This window comes from Cryobacterium sp. M23, assembly GCF_002929655.1.
In the GTDB taxonomy this organism is placed as follows: Bacteria; Actinomycetota; Actinomycetes; order Actinomycetales; family Microbacteriaceae; genus Cryobacterium; species Cryobacterium sandaracinum.
The window spans coordinates 1-16,586 of sequence record NZ_PJJV01000049.1 but is presented as its reverse complement, the minus strand read 5'-3'; the positions used below and the strand labels follow the sequence as shown (position 1 = coordinate 16,586).

Genomic DNA, 16,586 nt, shown 5'->3' with positions numbered 1-16,586 from the left:
GCGGCCCGCCCGAATCATCCGTCGATGTCGCCAGGCTAGACGGCGCTGGACGGCTCCCACAGGTTGATGCCCATGTCGACGGCGTGCTCGTCGATCGCCGTGATCTCGGCGTCGGTGAACGCGAGGTTGTCGATCGCGGCGATGTTCGTCTCCAACTGCTTCACCGAGGAGGCGCCGACGAGCGCCGTGGTGACGGTTTCGCGTCGCAGCACCCACGACAGGGCGAGCTGGGCGAGCGACTGACCGCGGGCATCCGCGATCTCGGTCAGGGCACGGATGCGCCCCACCGTCTGGTCGTTCACCATCTCGCGGCTCATCGAGCCGGCCTGCGAGGCTCGGGACCCCTCGGGCACCCCGTTCAGGTAGCGGTCGGTGAGCAGCCCCTGCGCCAGCGGGGAGAAGGCGATGCAGCCGACGCCGAGGTCGTCGAGGGTGTCGAGCAGTCCGTCTTCGACCCACCGGTTGAACATTGAGTAGGAGGGCTGGTGGATCAGCAGCGGCGTACCCATCTCGGCGAGGATCGCGGCGGCCTGCCGGGTGCGCTCGGGCGAGTACGAGGAGATGCCGGCGTACAGCGCCCGGCCGCTCGTGACGGCCGTATGCAGCGCGCCCATGGTCTCTTCGAGCGGGGTGTCCGGGTCGGCCCGGTGGGAGTAGAAGATGTCGACGTAGTCCAGGCCCATCCGGCCGAGGGACTGGTCGAGGCTCGAGAGCAGGTACTTGCGCGAGCCGAAGTTGCCGTACGGGCCCGGCCACATGTCGTAGCCGGCCTTGGTCGAGATGACCAGTTCGTCGCGGTGCGGGGCGAAGTCCTGAGCGAGGTGCACACCGAAGTTGCTCTCGGCGCTGCCCTTGGGCGGCCCGTAGTTGTTGGCCAGGTCGAAGTGGGTGACGCCCAGGTCAAAGGCGCGGCGCAGGATGGCACGCTGCGTCTCCATCGGCGCGGTGCCGCCGAAGTTCTGCCAGAGGCCCAGCGAGATGGCGGGAAGTTTGAGGCCGCTGCGACCGGTGCGGCGGTAGGGCATGGAGTCGTAACGGGTGTCTGCGGGAAGGTACGTCATTCCTTCAGACTCGCACAGTCGGCTGGGTAGCCCTCTGCCCCACTGATCCGCCGTGTCATCCGTTCGGCCGATGCGCGGCTCCCCCGCAACCCTGCGAAGATCGAAGCTCCCCCCTTCTTTCGTCCCGTTCCCCACCCCCTGGAGTGTTCCCCCGTGTCTCCCCGCCTCTTCTACCGCACCATCGCCATCGCTGAGGCGGTGACCTGGACCCTCCTGATCGGCGGCATGCTGCTGAAATACGTGGCGGATGCCGGCGGCACCCCGGTGCGGATCGCCGGCTCCCTGCACGGGTTCGTCTTCATCAGTTACGCCCTGACCGCCGTGCTGGTGGGCCTGAACCAGCGCTGGCCGGTCCGGCTGATGGTGCTCGCCGTCGCCACGGCGATCGTGCCCTACGCGACGGTGCCGTTCGACATCCGTCTCGACCGCACCGGCCGGCTCGACGGCGACTGGCGCCGCGTCGCCACCGACGACCCGCGCGACCACACCTGGGTGGGCACGCTGCTGCGCTGGATGCTGAACCGTCCGGTGATCCTGGTCAGCAGTTTCGCCGTGGCCGCGGTGGCGATCATGACGGTGATGCTGTCGTTGGGTCCTCCCGGCGGGCGCAGCTAGCGGGCGGCCAGGCCGCTGCCAGGCTATAGCCGGGCGGCCTCGGAACCGGCGCTGGAGCGGCGCGGCGGGTAGACTCGCCAGGTCAAGCATTCGTTATCTCTGGGAGAACGCCACTCGTGACCGCTGTTACCACCACACCCTCCCGCGGCATTGCCGACACCGTTGCAAACGCGATTGCGACGCCCGAGAAAGAGCAGCCGTTCGACGCGCTGGGGCTGACCCCGGGCGAGTACGCCGAAATCCGACAGATCCTCGGCCGCCGCCCCACGAGCGGCGAGCTCGCGATGTACTCGGTGATGTGGAGCGAGCACTGCTCCTACAAGAGTTCGAAGAAGTACCTGCGCTCGTTCGGCGAGAAGGTCTCCCCCGCCATGAAAAAGAACCTCATGGTCGGCATGGGCGAGAACGCCGGCGTGCTGGATGTCGGCGAGGGCTGGGCGGTCACGTTCAAGATCGAGTCGCACAACCACCCCTCCTACATCGAGCCGTTCCAGGGTGCCGCGACCGGCGTCGGCGGCATCGTGCGCGACATCATCTCGATGGGCGCCCGCCCCGTCGCCGTGATGGACGCCCTCCGGTTCGGACGTCTCGACGACCCCGACACCGCCCGCGTCGTGCACGGCGTCGTGTCCGGCATCTCCTTCTACGGCAACTGCCTCGGCCTGCCCAACATCGGCGGCGAGACCTGGTTCGACAAGGTCTACCAGGGCAACCCGCTCGTCAACGCGCTCTCCGTGGGCGTGCTGCGCCACGAGGATCTGCACCTCGCCAACGCCACCGGCACCGGCAACCAGGTGGTGCTCTTCGGAGCCCGCACCGGCGGCGACGGCATCGGCGGGGCATCCATTCTCGCCTCGGACACCTTCTCCGAAGGCGGCCCCACCAAACGCCCCGCCGTGCAGGTCGGCGACCCGTTCGCCGAGAAGGTGCTGATCGAGTGCTGCCTCGAGCTCTACCGCGAGAAGCTCGTCGAGGGCATCCAGGACCTGGGCGCCGCAGGCATCTCCTGCGCCACCAGCGAGCTTGCCTCCAACGGCGACGGCGGCATGTTCATCGAGCTCGACAAGGTGCTGCTGCGCGACCCCGCCCTGACGGCCGAAGAGATCCTGATGAGCGAGAGCCAGGAACGCATGATGGCCGTCGTCACCCCGGAGAAGCTCGCCGGTTTCCTCGCCGTCACCGCCAAATGGGATGTCGAGACCAGCGTGCTCGGCGAGGTCACCGACTCCGGCCGGCTCATCATCGACTGGCACGGCGAGGAGATCGTCAACGTGGACCCGCGCACCGTCGCGGTCGACGGGCCGGTCTACGACCGCCCGGTCGCCTACCCCACCTGGCTCGACGCGCTGCAGGCCGACAGCGCCTCCGCGCTGCCCCGCCCGACCTCACCCGAGGTGCTGCGCGAGCAGTTCCTGGCCTTGCTCGGCTCGCCGAACCTGGCCGACCCGAGCTGGATCACCGACCAGTACGACCGCTACGTGATGGGCAACACGGCCCTCTCGTTCCCCGACGACGCGGGCATGATCCGGATCGACGAGGAGTCGGGCCTCGGCTTCGTCATCGCCACCGATGCGAACGGCCGTTATTGCCAGCTCGACCCGTACCGCGGCGCGCAGCTCGCTCTTGCCGAGGCCTACCGCAACGTGGCCGTGACCGGCGCGGTGCCGGTCGGCATCAGCGACTGCCTCAACTTCGGTTCGCCGGAGAACCCCGAGGTGATGTGGCAGTTCGCCCGGACCGTCGACGGTCTGGCCGACGGATGCCTGGCGCTCGAGATCCCGGTCACCGGCGGTAACGTGTCGTTCTACAACCAGACCGGCGACCAACCGATCCACCCGACCCCTGTGGTCGCCGTGCTCGGCGTGATCGACGACGTCGCCCGCCGTGTGCCCAGCGGCTGGCAGGACGACGGCCACAACATCTACCTGCTCGGCGTGACCCGCGAGGAACTGGACGGCTCGGCCTGGGCCGAAGTCATCCACGACCACCTGGGCGGGCTGCCGCCCGTCGTCGACCTGGCCGGCGAAGCCGCCCTGGCGGGGCTGCTGCACGCGGCGTCGATCGAGGCGCTCATCGACAGCGCCCACGACCTCAGCTCGGGCGGGCTGGCGCAGACGCTGGCCGAAGCGGTGCTTCGGTTCGGGGTCGGAGCCCGCGTGTGGCTCGGCGACATCTGCGAGCGCGACGGGATCGACGCATCCGTCGCCCTGTTCTCGGAGTCGGCCGGGCGCGTGATCGTATCGGTTCCTCGGGAAGACGACGTGAAGTTCCTCGGCCTCTGCGAAGGGCGGGGCTACCCGGTGCTGCGCATCGGCGTGACGGACTCGACCTCGGCGAGCCTGGAGATCCAGGACCACTTCACGGTGTCGCTCGCCGACTTGCAGACGCGTCACCGCAGCACCCTCCCCTCCCGTTTCGCGCAGTAGGGGTTCCTCCTCCGCCCGTTCTCCCGCTCCCCCTCCGACCGACCGACCCCGTTTCGCCCCTGCGTGCGACCAATCGGCCGCCATCGCCGGGATCAAAGTGGCACTTTCCGCGCACGAACGAGCGCCTGCGGTCGGCGCCTGTGGATAGAGCACCGTGCGAATCGCAGCGGGTGGCATCATCATGCGATGAGACCGCCTTCTGAGCTGCCGGCCGGGCTCGGTGATGGGCCGTTTTCCGTCGCCGACGCTCGACAGTGGGGAGTCAATTCCGGGCGACTGCGGCGCAGCGACCTCGCGCGGCCCTTCCACGGCGTGCGGGCGCCTGTGGGGCGCGGCCCGTCACCGGCCCCCGTCAGCGACGCGGACAGGTGGGCCCGGATCCGTGCAGCAGCGCGCACCCGGGCCTATGACTACGCGGTGCGGATGCCGTCAGATCAGTTCTTCAGCCACGCGACGGCCGCGCTTCTCCACGGGCTGCCTCTCCCCGCGCGACTCCTCGAGCGGTCAATCGTGGATGTCGGCACAAGCATTCGGACCCGGCGCCGCCGGGGCAAGGGCGTGCGCGGACATCTGATTCCGCTGGACCGGGTGCGCGTCGTTTCGGTGGGACACCTCGCCGTCGCTTCAGCGGTCGACGCGTGGGTCCAGCTGTCGACGGTCCTCACCCTCGATGAGTTGATCATCATTGGCGACTCCCTCGTGCGCCGACAGCGGCCTCCGGCCACGATGGCGGAACTTCACGTGGCCGTTGCACGGCACGCGGGCTTGCCCGGTGCCTGTCGTCTCCGCGAGGCCCTCGCCCTGGTCCGTCCGCGCACCGATTCTGCAAAGGAAACAGTGCTGCGACTTCTCATCGTGCGGGCAGGCCTGCCGGAGCCGGAAGTGAACCTGACCCTCGTCAATCGATACGGCGCCTTCATGGCCTTGGGTGATCTCGCCTACCTGCGCTACAAGGTCCTGATCGAGTATGACGGCGGGCAGCACCGCGAAGACGAACGACAGTTTCACCGCGACATCGACCGGCTGGACGAGCCCATGGAAGAAGGGTGGCGGGTCATCCGTGTCAACAAATCCCACTCTCCCCGTGCGATCATCGCCCGAATTCGCACCGCCCTTCTCGATCGCGGTTGGATCCCCTAGATCCCACCTCCAGCCCCACACCCTCTCCAGGGGGTCGCGTGCGCTAGAAACGCCGTCATTCCCCATTGCATGGCGGCGTTTTGAGCGCACGCGGGGCCGTGCAGCGGGGCGCCCGCTAGATCGAGAAGGGGGCGCCGAGGTGGAGCTCCGAGCGTGACCAGAGCGACTCTGCGACCGCGGGGTCGAGCGAGGTGCGCGTGGGCTCCTGCAGCGTCGGCAGGCCGCGCGTGAGGTAGCGAGGGCCGTAGTAGTCGCCGCCACGGGCATCCGGGTCGACGGCCGCACTCACCGTGGGCCAGGCCCCGGCGTCCTTGCCCTGAGCACCGAAGGACTGCAGGGTGTCGGCGAACCGGCTCGCACGCGACGGCTGATTGACCCCGCGGATGCCCGGCGTCAGACCCGAAATCGAGTAACCGGGGTGTGCGACGAGGCTTTGCACCCCGTCAGTGCCGCCGGCTCCGGCCGCCCGCAGCCGTCGATCGAGCTCGAAGCCGAACACCTGCATGGCGATCTTCGACTGCGCGTAGGCCTTCCACCGGTTGTAGCCGGACTCCAACTGCAGGTCGAGCAGCGGCGAGTCCAGCAGCCGCGAAATCATCGAACCGAGCGCGACGACCCGGCTGCCGGGCGTGCGCCGCAGAGCCGGCAGCACCCGCGCGGTGAGCGCGAAATGGCCGAGGTAGTTGGTCGCGAAGACGAGTTCGTGCCCGTCGGGGCTCAGCTCGCGCGTGCGCGGCGGGTGCACGATGCCCGCGTTCAGGATCAGCCCATCGATCCGCGGCAACTCCAGCAGCGCGTCCGCGGCACGGTGCACCTGGGTGAGGTCGCTCAGGTCCAGCGGTATCGCCGACACGGATGCCCCGGGCACCCGGGCGTGGATGGCCGCGACCGCGGCTTCCGTCTTCGCGAGATTGCGGCAGGCCAGCACGACGTGGGCGCCCGCGGCGGCGAGTTGCTCGATGGTGAAGTAGCCGAGGCCGGCGTTGGCGCCGGTGACGACGAAGGTCTTCCCGAACTGGGCCGGAAGGGCGCGCGCCGCCCCGGGGAGCGCGGAGGTCTGAGAAGTCATGAGGTGGCCGGCGACGTGGTGGCGGAAGAATCGGGGCTGGTGCCCACGACCGGCCGTGCGACATCCGTTCGTGCCCCCGCAGTTCGCGGCGCGGACCCGTTCGCCGACTCGGTGCCGGCGATCTTCTCGTGGTGGTGGATGACCTCGGCGATGATGAAGTTCAGGAACTTCTCGGCGAAGGCCGGGTCGAGCCGAGCCTCCTCGGCCAGTCCGCGCAGTCGCTGGATCTGCAGCAGCTCCCGCTCGGGGTCGGCGGGGGGCAGGCCGTGCGTGGCCTTGAGCCGTCCGACCTGCTGGGTGAACTTGAACCGTTCCGCCAGCAAGTGGATCAGCGCGGCGTCGATGTTGTCGATACTCTGACGGATGCTGCCCAGTTCGTCGATCGCTTCCTGCCCCGCGCCGGCGGGCAATTCCTCGTGTGCAGCCATGGTTCGACGATACCGTTTCGCGCGCGGTGACCGCACGACCGGCACTGCCCGCCGTCTTCGATGCCGCGGGCTACCACCCGGAAGCGGCCACCCGCTTCAACGCATTCCACGCCCGCTCCGCCGAGGTCGACAGTTCCGGTCGACTTCGCCCGGCGCGCGAGTCGATCTCGACCGGAAGTGTCGATTCCGGCGCCATACCGGTCGCCATTAACTCCGTGACCGCTGCAGCGGCGCGGGCGACTCCGCCGACCCGGACGACCCGGACGACCCAGCCGACTCCGCCGGCCGGGCCGCCCTCACCGGCCGCGCCAACCGCCGCGCCGACCCCGCCCGCCCAGGCAAGCGCAGCCGCCGCTGGGTCAGCAGGATGCCGAGCAGCACCAGCGCCGCCCCGGCCGGCTCGTGCCACGAGAAGGTCTCCGAGAGCACGAGCACCCCCAGCAGCACCCCGACGACGGGTGTGACATACGTCACCGTCGACGCGTTCGTCGGTCCCCAGGCGCGCAGCACGTTGATGTGCCAGATGTAGGCCACGCCAGTGCCGAGCGCGCCGAGAGTGAGCAGTCCGGCCACGATCGGCACGGTCAGTGCCACCGGATGCGCCGCCACCACCGGGGTGGCCACAAGCATGATCGCCCCGGCGATGCCGATGTTCAAGAACGCGAAAGTCGCGGGGGCGATCGGCCGGCCGCTCAGGAACCGGCGGGTGTAGCCGAACGTGAAGCCGTAGCAGACCGCCGCGCCCAGGCAGGCCAGCTGGCCCCAGAGGTCGCCGGTCAGGGCCGCGTAGCGCCACGGCGCGATGATCACGACCACGCCGGCGATGCCCACGAGGATGCCTGCCACCTGCCCGCGCGCGAGCCGCTCCACCCGGAACGCGAGCGTCGCCATCACCGCGGTCATGATCGGCGTCACGGCGTTGTAGATGCTGGCCAGACTCGACGACACGTACTGCTCCGCCCACGCGAACAGAAGGTGCGGCACGACGCATCCGGTGATCGCGATCACCAGGAAATGCAGCCAGACCACCTTCTCGCGCGGCAGCACCGGCCCATTGGCCACACGCGGACGGCTGACCAGCACGATCAGGCCGAGCGTGAAACCGCCGAGCACCAGCCGCGACCACGCCACCTGGCCGAACGTGACCCCCTCGAGGGCCACTTTCATGAACAGGAAACTGGATCCCCAGACCACACCCATGCCCAGGAACTGCAGGGTGACCCGGGTTCGTCCGGCGGCGGGAACGTCTCTCACCTGCCGACTGTACCGCGCCCCGCCGACACTCCGCACGGACGCGCTCGACCGCGGCCCGCAGCACGCGCCGGAGCACGCCGGAGCACGCCGGAACGCGCTGGCCGACGCGCCGGGGCGCGCCGGAGCACGCAAACGGGCATCCGGCGGTGCCGCCGTCAGGCCACGTCTCTCGTCTCGAGCGGCCGCACCCGGTACTGAACCGAACGCGCGCCGTACCCGTCGAGCCGCGCCCGCAGCCCGGCCCGCACCCGAGGCCACTCGCTGTCGAGGATCGAGTAGATCACGGTGTCCCGCCAGCTGCCGTCGGCCCGGCGCCGCTCCCGGCGGATAATCCCCTCATACGTGGCCCCGATGCCCGCGATGGCCGCGCAGGACCGCACGTTCATCACATCCGCCTGGATCTTCACCCGCCCGAACCCGTGGTCGAAGGCCAGCCCGAGCAGTAGTAGCTTCGTCTCCGCGTTGACGGCGGTGCCCCAGACCCGCGGATCGTAAGCGGTCCAGCCCACGTGGGCCGACTCGTGTTGCAGGTGCAGGTCGCCGAGCGTGGACATGCCCACGAGTTCACCGGCGTGCGGGCCGCCGGCCAAGCGCACCGCGTAGGGCAGTCCCGCCCAGTGAACGTAGGCATCCGCCCAGTCGGTGAACTCGGCCGGGTCCGTGCGGAGCCCGCCCGGGCCGCCGCCAAAACCGCCGTCGAAAACCATTGGATGCGCGATCGCGCCGTGCAGCTCGGACAGCAGCGCACGGGTGAGAGGTTCGAGCCGCACATAGTGGCCCACGATGGCGATGCTCTGAGGTCGTTCGGCAGTCATGCCGACACTGTGGCAGCGCCAGGTTGCCACCGAATGAACGGCAGCGGTCAGGTCGGCGCGAACGAATTCGACGGAGATTTTGGCGAAACCGGATGCCGCGGACCGGTTTTCGTCCTCCGGCAGCAAAATCTCCGTCGGATTCGTCAGGGCACCGGGCGGAGGCCTTCAGCACCGCCCGCAGACCGCCGCCCGCAGCCCGCAGCCCGCCGCCCGCAGCCCGCAGCCCGCCGTTCACAGCCCGTGGCCCACAGCCCGCAGACCGCCGCCCACAGCCGCGCTTGCCTCAGTCGACGAGATCGTGGCGCGAGATGATCTCCTCACGGCCGGGACCGACGCCGATCGCCGAGATGCGGGCGCCGCTCATCTTCTCGATCGCGAGCACGTAGGCCTGCGCGTTCCGCGGCAAGTCCTCGAAGGTGCGGGCGCCGGTGATGTCATCGGTCCAGCCGGGGAAGTCCTCGAAGATGGGCTTCGCGTGATGGAAGTCGGACTGCGACACGGGCACCTCGTCGAAGCGCACGCCGTCGACGCTGTACGCGACGCAGACGGGAATCGTGTCCAGGCCGGTCAGCACGTCGAGCTTGGTCAGCACGAAGTCGGTCACCCCGTTGATGCGGGCCGTGTAGCGGGCGACGGGCGCGTCGTACCAGCCGCAGCGGCGCGGGCGCCCCGTGGTGGTGCCGAACTCGAAACCGTTGGCGCGCAGGAACGCGCCCGACTCGTCTAACAGTTCGGTCGGGAACGGGCCGGCGCCGACGCGGGTCGTGTACGCCTTGACGACGGCGATGATCCGGTCGATCCGGTTCGGGCCGATGCCCGAGCCGGTCACGGCGCCGCCGGAGGTCGCGTTCGAGGAGGTGACGAACGGGTAGGTGCCGTGGTCGACATCCAGCATCGTGGCCTGGCCGCCCTCGAAGAGCACGGTCTTTCCGGCGGTGAGGGCCTCGTGCAGCAGCAGGGCGGTGTCGGCGACCATCGGGCGCAGACGCTCGGCGTAGCTGAGCAGGTCCCGGACAATTTCGTCGACCGTGATCGCGCGACGGTTGTAGACCTTGACCAGCAGGTGGTTCTTCTGGGCCAGGGCACCCTCGACCTTCTGGCGCAGGATGTTCTCGTCGAACAGGTCCTGCACGCGGATGCCGACGCGGTTGATCTTGTCGGCGTAGGTCGGGCCGATGCCACGGCCGGTGGTACCGATCTGGCGCTTGCCGAGGAAACGCTCGGTGACCTTGTCGACCGTGCGGTGGTACTGGGTGATGATGTGAGCGTTGGCGCTCACCTTGAGTCCGGACACGTCCACGCCGCGGGAGATCAGCGCGTCAAGTTCTTCGAAGAGCACCTCAATGTCGACGACCACGCCGTTGGCGATGATCGGCGTGACACCGGCGGTGAGGATGCCCGACGGCAGCAGGTGCAGCGCGTACTTCTCGGTGCCGATGACCACGGTGTGGCCGGCGTTGTTTCCGCCGTTGAATTTGACCACGTAGTCAACCCGGCTGCCGAGGAGGTCGGTGGCCTTGCCCTTGCCCTCGTCGCCCCACTGGGCTCCGATCAGAACGATCGCTGGCATTTAGTTTTCTCCTCGGATAAAGAACGCCTCGGTGGGCGGGGCCGGGTCGGTGGCCCGGTAGCCGTCCGGTGTGATGGTCTCCTGATCAAGGCGGCTGATCACCGTGGGATCGGCGCCGTTCAGGAAGGTGGTGAGACGGTCGAACTCGTTCTGTTCATTGATCTCGCCCGCGGCCCGGCGCAGCGCATAGAGCGCCCGCAGGACTCCGCGATTGGGTTCGTGGGTCCAGCGCACCGGGCCCTGGCCGTGCCAGCCTGCTTTGCGGAGCGCGTCGAGGCCGCGGTGGTAGCCCACGCGCGCGTAGGCATAGGACTCCAGGGTTCGACCCTCGAGGTGCGTGGCGTCGGCCAGCACGGCCCACGCCAGGGAGGACGTCGGATGGGCCTCCACCACGCCGGAAATGCTGCCGCTATCGGCTCGGCGGAGCGCCTCGATCACCTCCGGTTCCGCGGGAAGAAGGGTCTCGGGCTGCTTAATCAAATTGTCGCCGGTCACACTCGATCCTAACAAGGCCCGGACCGCTCCTCGCCGAACAGGCCGCCGGAGAGGGAACCGAGGATGGCCGCGGCGACCTCGTCCCGCGGCCGGTCCGGTTCGAAAACGAGCCATTCCAGGCCCGCCATCAGCACGGCGCCGAACACGCTCGACGCCATCAGACCGCAGGTCGCGTCGGCACGGCTGCCCGGCTTCGCCTCCGCGATCGCGTCGGCGAACACGGCGAGGGCCTCGTGCCGCAGCGCAAAGAGCGTCTTCTGCCAGGTGCGGTCGGTGCGGAAGATCTCCGCCGCCATCAGCTTGGACAGTGCTGTGTTCGCCGCGATCCGGTCGAGAAGCGCGCGCACCAGCGCCTCGAGGGCCGCGCTGCCGTGCAGGCCGGCCGACGCGGCGCGGAGGGTCTCCGCGAGCGCGCCGACCCCCTCCTGCAGCAGTTTCTCGAACAGTTTGTCTTTGGAGCTGAAGTTGTAATACAGGCTGCCCTTGGCCACCCCGGCCCGCTCGGCGACCTCATCCATCGTGGTGCCGCTGATGCCCCTGGTCGCGGCCAGCTCCAGCGTGGCGTCGAGGATGGCGCGTTTCGTTCCGGTGGCGCGTGCCATTGGAGTTCCTTTCCACGGGCAGGTTCGGTGCCGGCAGGTTCGGTTCGGTGCCGGGGCCGCGCTAGATGGTCAGTTCGGGGTGCAGCCGGCCCACGGTCCAGATCCGCTGGCGGCCGGCGCTCCAGGCGCTGATCGCGATCGAGCCGACCAGCATCACGGCGAGAACGGCAACCGAAACCCACAGTCTAGAATCGATGCCTCCGGTGATCAGTTCGCGCAGCCCGGTCACGACGTACGACGCCGGCATGAACGGATGCAGCACCTGGAAGAACACGGGCGTGGTCTCCACCGGATAGGTGCCGCCCGACGAACTCAGCTGCAGCATGAGCAGCACGAGGCTGACCACGCGGCCGGCCGCGGTGCCGAGCAGGATGATGAACATCTGCTGCAGAGCCAGGAAGGCGAGCGTCGTCAGGTAGAGGAACGCGCTCATCCCGAACCAGTGTTCGGGCTGCAGGCCGATGCCGTAGACCAGCACGAGCACCATGATCACGACCTGGGCGAGCCCGATGGCCATCGCCGGCAGGAAGCCGGTCATGGTCGAGCGCAGCCCGGAGGCGGCGCTGGCGAGGGCCCGGGTAGGCAGAGCCCGCAGGATCAGCCAGGTGATCAGCCCGCCGACGAAGGTGGCCAGGGCCAGGAAGAAGGGTGCGAACCCCTCGCCGAAACTGTCGGAGGCGTTCTCCCACTTCTGCACGAGCGTGACCGGGCTGGCGATTACGGCCGTCTTCTCTGCAATCTGGTCCGCGGTGAGGTCGGGGGCACTTTGCCCGCCCGTGGTGAGGGAATCGGCGAGGGTGCCGCTGCCGACGGCGAGTTCGGCGGCGCCGGTGTTCAGGCTCGCGCCTCCGTCGACGAGCTGCCGGGTGCCGTCGGACAGTGACCCCGTGCCCTCGCTCAGCAGCTCGCTGCCGGCGAGTACGGAGTCTGCCCCGGAGGCCGCGGTGGCGGCCCCCTCGGCCAGGGAGGACGCGCCGGCCGAGAGTTGCCCGGCACCGGTGGCCACCTGGGCGGCGCCGGAAGCCCCGGCGATCAGCTTGCCGGAGAGTTCCCCGGCTCCGGTGGAGAACTGGTCGCTGAGCCCGGCATAGGTCTGGGTCTGGGTGAGCGCGCCTTGGGCACCCGCGTTCACGGCGCCGGCGCCGGCGCCGAGGTGCTCCACGGCCGGCAGGAACGCCGACGCGGGGGTGCCTTCCGGTGCCGCCTGCATCTGCAGGAGCAGGTCGTGCAGTCCGGTCGACACCGAGGCGGTGCCGCCGGCGAGCGTGCCGGTTCCCGCGGCGATCTGGTCGGCGCCGTCGGCGAGCTGCACCGATTTCTCGGAGAGGGTCGCGGCACCCGTGGCGGCGGCCTGCATCCCTTCGGACACCTGCACGGTGCCGTTGGAGAGGGTCACCGAGGAGCCGGCGAGCGCCCGGGCGCCGTCGGACAGCGTGTCCAGTCCGGTCGCCAGGGTGCCGGCGCCGTCGGTGAGGCGCGCAACGCCGTCGTCGAGGGTGAGCGCTCCCTCGGCAAGGGCATCGAGGCCGACCAGGAGGGAGTCGGTCCCGGCCGACACTGTGGTGAGTCCGTCGAACAGCCGGCCGGCGCCACCCGCTGCCGAACGGATGCCGTCACCGGCCTCATTCACCCCCACCAGGAGCGCATTGACGGTCTGGTCGCCGATCTCGGTGGCGACCGCGTCCCGCAGTTGAACCATGGCCTGCTTGCCCATGGTGGTGGCAAGAAAACTGTTGCTGTCGTTGTAGTCGACCTGCACGGTGGCCGAAAGCGGGGTGTCGGTGCCGGCGGAGACGGCGCTGGCCGAGAAGTCGCTCGGGATGGTGACCGAGAAGTAGTAGTCGCCGTCCCTGACGCCCGCGGCGGCATCCGCCCCGTTCGTCACGGTCCAGCCGAGCTCGTGGCCGTCGACCAGCTCGTCAACCAGGTCCTGGCCGGCGGTGACCGGTTCGCCGTCCCGGCTGGCGCCGGCGTCTCCGTTGACGAGCGCCACGGGGAGGTGGTCGAGTTCGTGGTCGGGCGCCCAGAAGGCCCAGAGGTAGAGCGCCCCGTAGATGAGCGGGATGAACATGAGCACGACGAGGGCGATCTTGGGCATCTTGCCCTTGCCGAAGCGGTGCAGCTCGGTGCCGGAGGAGAGGAAGGCGAACATTCAGCGGGTCTCCTGATTCAATGGGACGGCCGGGGTCATCCCGGCCTTGGTCATCACGACAACGGCCGGGTCGATGCCGAGCTCGGCCCACATTTCGGTTTCGGGCGCGGTCGCGGACGCGATCACGCTGGTTCCGGCGGCGGCGACACAGGCGAGGCGCTGCCAGAGGATGCGCCGGGACTCCGGTGCGTGCACCTGCTCGACCTGGTCGAAGAAGAGGATGCTCGGCTCGTTCATGACCGCGAGCGCGGCCCGCAGCAGCACGGTCTGCACCTCATTGAGGTCCCAGATCACGGTGTCGGCAGCCGGAATCGGCACGCCGCCGAACACGGGGGCGCAGACGCGGCGCACCTCGGTGTCGTCGACCGAGCGGATGAACGCCCACCAGGGGGAGATCCAGGCCGTGCGCTCACGGATTGCGGCGCCGACGGTGACCGATTCCTCAAGGGTGTCGATGTCGTGGAAGCCGGAGATGCCGGTGCGCTTCTGCACCCGGCGGGCCCGGCGGGGCAGCTCGTGGCCAAGCACCTCGAGGGTTCCCTCGCTCGGCTTCATGCGACCGGCCAGGGTCAGCATCAGGCTGGTGCGGCCGCTGCCGGTGGGGCCGCAGAGCACGGTGAGGCCGGTGCCGACCTCAAAGCTCAGGGGCCCGTAAACCGAGCCCCGCTTGAATCGCAGGGCCAGGTCGTGCGCCCTCACTGTCGACTGCACGTCGATCCTCTCGTTTGTACTGACTAGTCAGTATAGAACAAGAGATCGACGTGCCGCGTGCCAAGGCTCAGGCCGGCGCGCCCCGGGTGCCGCCCGGACGGTGACGTGGCCTTCGCCACGTTGAACGCCGTTCTGGCCGCGGCTAAGACTCCGGAGTACCGGATGCTGCGCGACGACGCGGGAATGTCACCGCATCGCCGCGGCTGGGAAGCTTCGCGAGCTCGGCCTCCGCGGGGGTGGGAGCTTCGGCCGGGGCCGGGAGGGTCGACCAGCGCAGCAGAGCGGCGGCGCTCGTCTCCGCCGGAAGCTCCCCGGGAGACACCACCATCACCCGTGCATCCGTCAGCATCGCCGCACGGATCAGCGCGTCGGCGGCCGGCACCGAGCCGAGCTCACTTGCGCCGAGGGCATCGGCCGAGGTGGCTGCCAGCCACGGCTCGCGGTCGAGGGCGATCAGAGTCGTCCCCGCCATCCGGTCCGGGGCCAGCATCAGCACATCGACCTGGCCCTGCTGCAGGGCCCGCACCACGGCCGCGAAGTCGAGCTCGCAGAGGCCGCTGCCCTGTCCCGTCCCCAGCCGCTCGAGGGCGTCGTGCTCCTCCTGCGCGAGAATCGCCGCGAGGTGGCGATTGAGGTCACCTTCGAGTTCCTCCTGCGTGGCACCACCCGGGCGGGTGTTCGTGGGAACGACGTGCAGCACCTCGCGGCTGGCGGGAGAGAGCTGGTCGACGAGCAACTGGCGGGCACGCACGTCGCCGGTGAGCACGAGCAGCTCAGCCTTACTGTCCCGCACGACCTCGTCGATCGCGGCGGCGATCTGGCCCTCGTTGCGCTTCCACACCTCCTCGGTGCGGTGCTGATAGCGCCCGTTCGCGAGGAAGTCGTCTTCGGAACCCACCTTCGTGAGAAACTCCGTGTCGCCCTCCACCTTCACCTTGGAGACCGGGTGCGAGCGGCTGAGCCGGTAGAGGGTGACCTCGCCGCCGTCGCGCCCGGCCTCGGCCACCACGTACCTGAGGTCCCGTGGGCGGTGGATCAGCAGGGGGATCAGAGCGGGCACCGGCCCGTAGGAGACCAGCAACTCGCCGAGCGGCTCCCCCGAGAGCACCTCGTTGAATTCGACCACGCCCTGCCGCACGAACATCAGCCTGCCTATCGGACCGCCCACGCCCGGCGGCTCCTCAATCAGCTCGATGATGGTGCTGATGTCGATCTCCGGGGCACCGGCATCGGTCAGCGCCTCCCGCAGTGTGCGCTGGCGCAGGGAGGAGGTGCGCCGGGGGTTCTGCGCATCCTGGGTCACGTCAACGTAGGCACTCGACACCGAACCGGATCGACGGTATAAGTCCGCGAGCCCCTCATTACCGAAATCAGCCATTGCGGAGTCCTTTCTGTGGCAGTTTGTCTACCACGGTATCCCCGGGTTCCGGCGTTCACAACCCTGCCGGGACGGTCCAGCGGAGCGGAAAAGCTGCCCCTCTCCGGTCGTTACAGGGCGGTCTGCTGGTGCGTCGCGACGCACCAGCCGCCGTCGGCGAATACGTAGGTCGTGGCCGCGTTCGCCTCGATCACCTCGTCGCCGCGGTGGGCCAGGAGCCGGTAGACGAGCACCCCGGCGTGTTCGTTCTGGCGCACCACGGCCGGCTCGCGGAGCTGGTAGCTCGTGATGGCGGGCATCTCCTTGAAGAAGGCGATCGCTTCGTTGCGGGTGACGATCCTTCCCGGCAGGATCAGCAGTCCGTCCGCGGTCATCGTTCGCCGGTAATAGTCTCCGCCGCGGCCGGCGAGAATCGCCTGCCACCCTTCGTGCTCTTCGTGAAGGAGGCGGGCGGGCAGATCGTCAGTGATCGCAGTCATGACCCAACGCTAGCCCCTCAAAGCAGCGACTGAGCCGCTGGGGGTGGGACTGAGTTCTGGATCTGCAGCCGGGCGAGCCGCCCGTCAGTACGGCGCCGGGTCGAGCTCGGGATCGGGCTCGGACTCAGCCGCAGGGGTGCGCGGTTCCGGTGCGGGTCTCGGCACAGGCGACGCCGAGCGGATGACCGTGGCCGGCTCACTCACGAACGTGCGCCCGGTCGGCGACGTCCACTCAAGCGTGCCGTCACCGAGGTGCAACACCCGCCACCCGGTCTCGCTCTTCAACGCATGACACGCCGGACACAGATGCGCGAGGTTGTCGTGCGCGGTCAGGCCGTCGAACTGCCAATCCAGGGAATGGTCCAGGTCGCAATGCGCCGCCGACCGGTTG

14 protein-coding genes and 2 pseudogenes are annotated in these 16,586 nt (G+C 69.3%); 3 read left to right on the top strand and 13 right to left on the bottom strand.

All coding sequences use genetic code 11. The annotated features are described in order from the left end of the window. Positions 1–35 precede the first annotated feature (35 nt). Positions 36–1,061 carry an L-glyceraldehyde 3-phosphate reductase gene (gene mgrA, locus CXY82_RS02630; protein WP_104169560.1) on the bottom strand — a complete coding sequence of 342 codons (1,026 nt, stop codon included), beginning with the start codon at positions 1,059–1,061 and terminating at the stop codon, positions 36–38. Positions 1,062–1,214: 153 nt separating this feature from the next. Here mgrA and CXY82_RS02625 point away from each other — a divergent pair, with 153 nt between their 5' ends. From CXY82_RS02625 to CXY82_RS02615, 3 genes are all read left to right on the top strand, one after another. Continuing rightward, positions 1,215–1,676, top strand: a complete 462-nt coding sequence (locus CXY82_RS02625; protein ID WP_104169559.1) for a DUF3817 domain-containing protein — start codon at positions 1,215–1,217, stop codon at positions 1,674–1,676. Between the two features lie 116 nt (positions 1,677–1,792). Next, positions 1,793–4,102, top strand: a complete 2,310-nt coding sequence (gene purL, locus CXY82_RS02620; RefSeq protein ID WP_104169558.1) for a phosphoribosylformylglycinamidine synthase subunit PurL — start codon at positions 1,793–1,795, stop codon at positions 4,100–4,102. Between the two features lie 186 nt (positions 4,103–4,288). Continuing rightward, a complete protein-coding gene (locus CXY82_RS02615; protein ID WP_104169557.1) occupies positions 4,289–5,242 on the top strand; it encodes a hypothetical protein in 954 nt (317 codons plus the stop codon). A 115-nt stretch (positions 5,243–5,357) separates the two neighbouring features. Here CXY82_RS02615 and CXY82_RS02610 read toward each other — a convergent pair whose 3' ends face one another. From CXY82_RS02610 to CXY82_RS17810, 12 genes and pseudogenes are all read right to left on the bottom strand, one after another. Further along, complete coding sequence (locus CXY82_RS02610) at positions 5,358–6,311, bottom strand: SDR family NAD(P)-dependent oxidoreductase (protein ID WP_104169556.1); 954 nt, start codon at positions 6,309–6,311, stop codon at positions 5,358–5,360. Between the two features lie 101 nt (positions 6,312–6,412). Next, positions 6,413–6,739 (bottom strand): annotated as a pseudogene (locus CXY82_RS02605) (chorismate mutase); the annotation flags it as partial. Between the two features lie 207 nt (positions 6,740–6,946). After that, complete coding sequence (locus CXY82_RS02600; protein WP_370443670.1) at positions 6,947–7,993, bottom strand: DMT family transporter; 1,047 nt, start codon at positions 7,991–7,993, stop codon at positions 6,947–6,949. Between the two features lie 155 nt (positions 7,994–8,148). After that, the gene (locus tag CXY82_RS02595; protein ID WP_233199166.1) at positions 8,149–8,808 is read right to left on the bottom strand and encodes a GNAT family N-acetyltransferase; all 660 of its coding nucleotides are present in this window, start codon (positions 8,806–8,808) and stop codon (positions 8,149–8,151) included. Positions 8,809–9,091: 283 nt separating this feature from the next. Beyond that, complete coding sequence (locus CXY82_RS02590; RefSeq protein WP_104169554.1) at positions 9,092–10,378, bottom strand: adenylosuccinate synthase; 1,287 nt, start codon at positions 10,376–10,378, stop codon at positions 9,092–9,094. Beyond that, on the bottom strand, positions 10,379–10,873 hold the full coding sequence (locus tag CXY82_RS02585; RefSeq protein ID WP_233199164.1) for a DUF3151 domain-containing protein: 495 nt from the start codon (positions 10,871–10,873) through the stop codon (positions 10,379–10,381). Between the two features lie 8 nt (positions 10,874–10,881). Continuing rightward, entirely contained in the window at positions 10,882–11,475 is a 594-nt protein-coding gene (locus CXY82_RS02580; protein WP_104099429.1) for a TetR/AcrR family transcriptional regulator, read from the bottom strand. Between the two features lie 61 nt (positions 11,476–11,536). After that, the gene (locus tag CXY82_RS02575; RefSeq protein WP_104169552.1) at positions 11,537–13,627 is read right to left on the bottom strand and encodes a YhgE/Pip family protein; all 2,091 of its coding nucleotides are present in this window, start codon (positions 13,625–13,627) and stop codon (positions 11,537–11,539) included. Next, on the bottom strand, positions 13,628–14,338 hold the full coding sequence (locus CXY82_RS02570) for an ATP-binding cassette domain-containing protein (RefSeq protein WP_158252115.1): 711 nt from the start codon (positions 14,336–14,338) through the stop codon (positions 13,628–13,630). A 142-nt stretch (positions 14,339–14,480) separates the two neighbouring features. Continuing rightward, positions 14,481–15,716 carry a hypothetical protein gene (locus CXY82_RS02565; RefSeq protein ID WP_104169550.1) on the bottom strand — a complete coding sequence of 412 codons (1,236 nt, stop codon included), beginning with the start codon at positions 15,714–15,716 and terminating at the stop codon, positions 14,481–14,483. 110 nt (positions 15,717–15,826) lie between these two features. Next, positions 15,827–16,195, bottom strand: a complete 369-nt coding sequence (locus CXY82_RS02560; RefSeq protein ID WP_104099425.1) for a DUF4440 domain-containing protein — start codon at positions 16,193–16,195, stop codon at positions 15,827–15,829. Between the two features lie 84 nt (positions 16,196–16,279). Continuing rightward, positions 16,280–16,586: pseudogene (locus tag CXY82_RS17810) on the bottom strand (hypothetical protein); the annotation flags it as partial.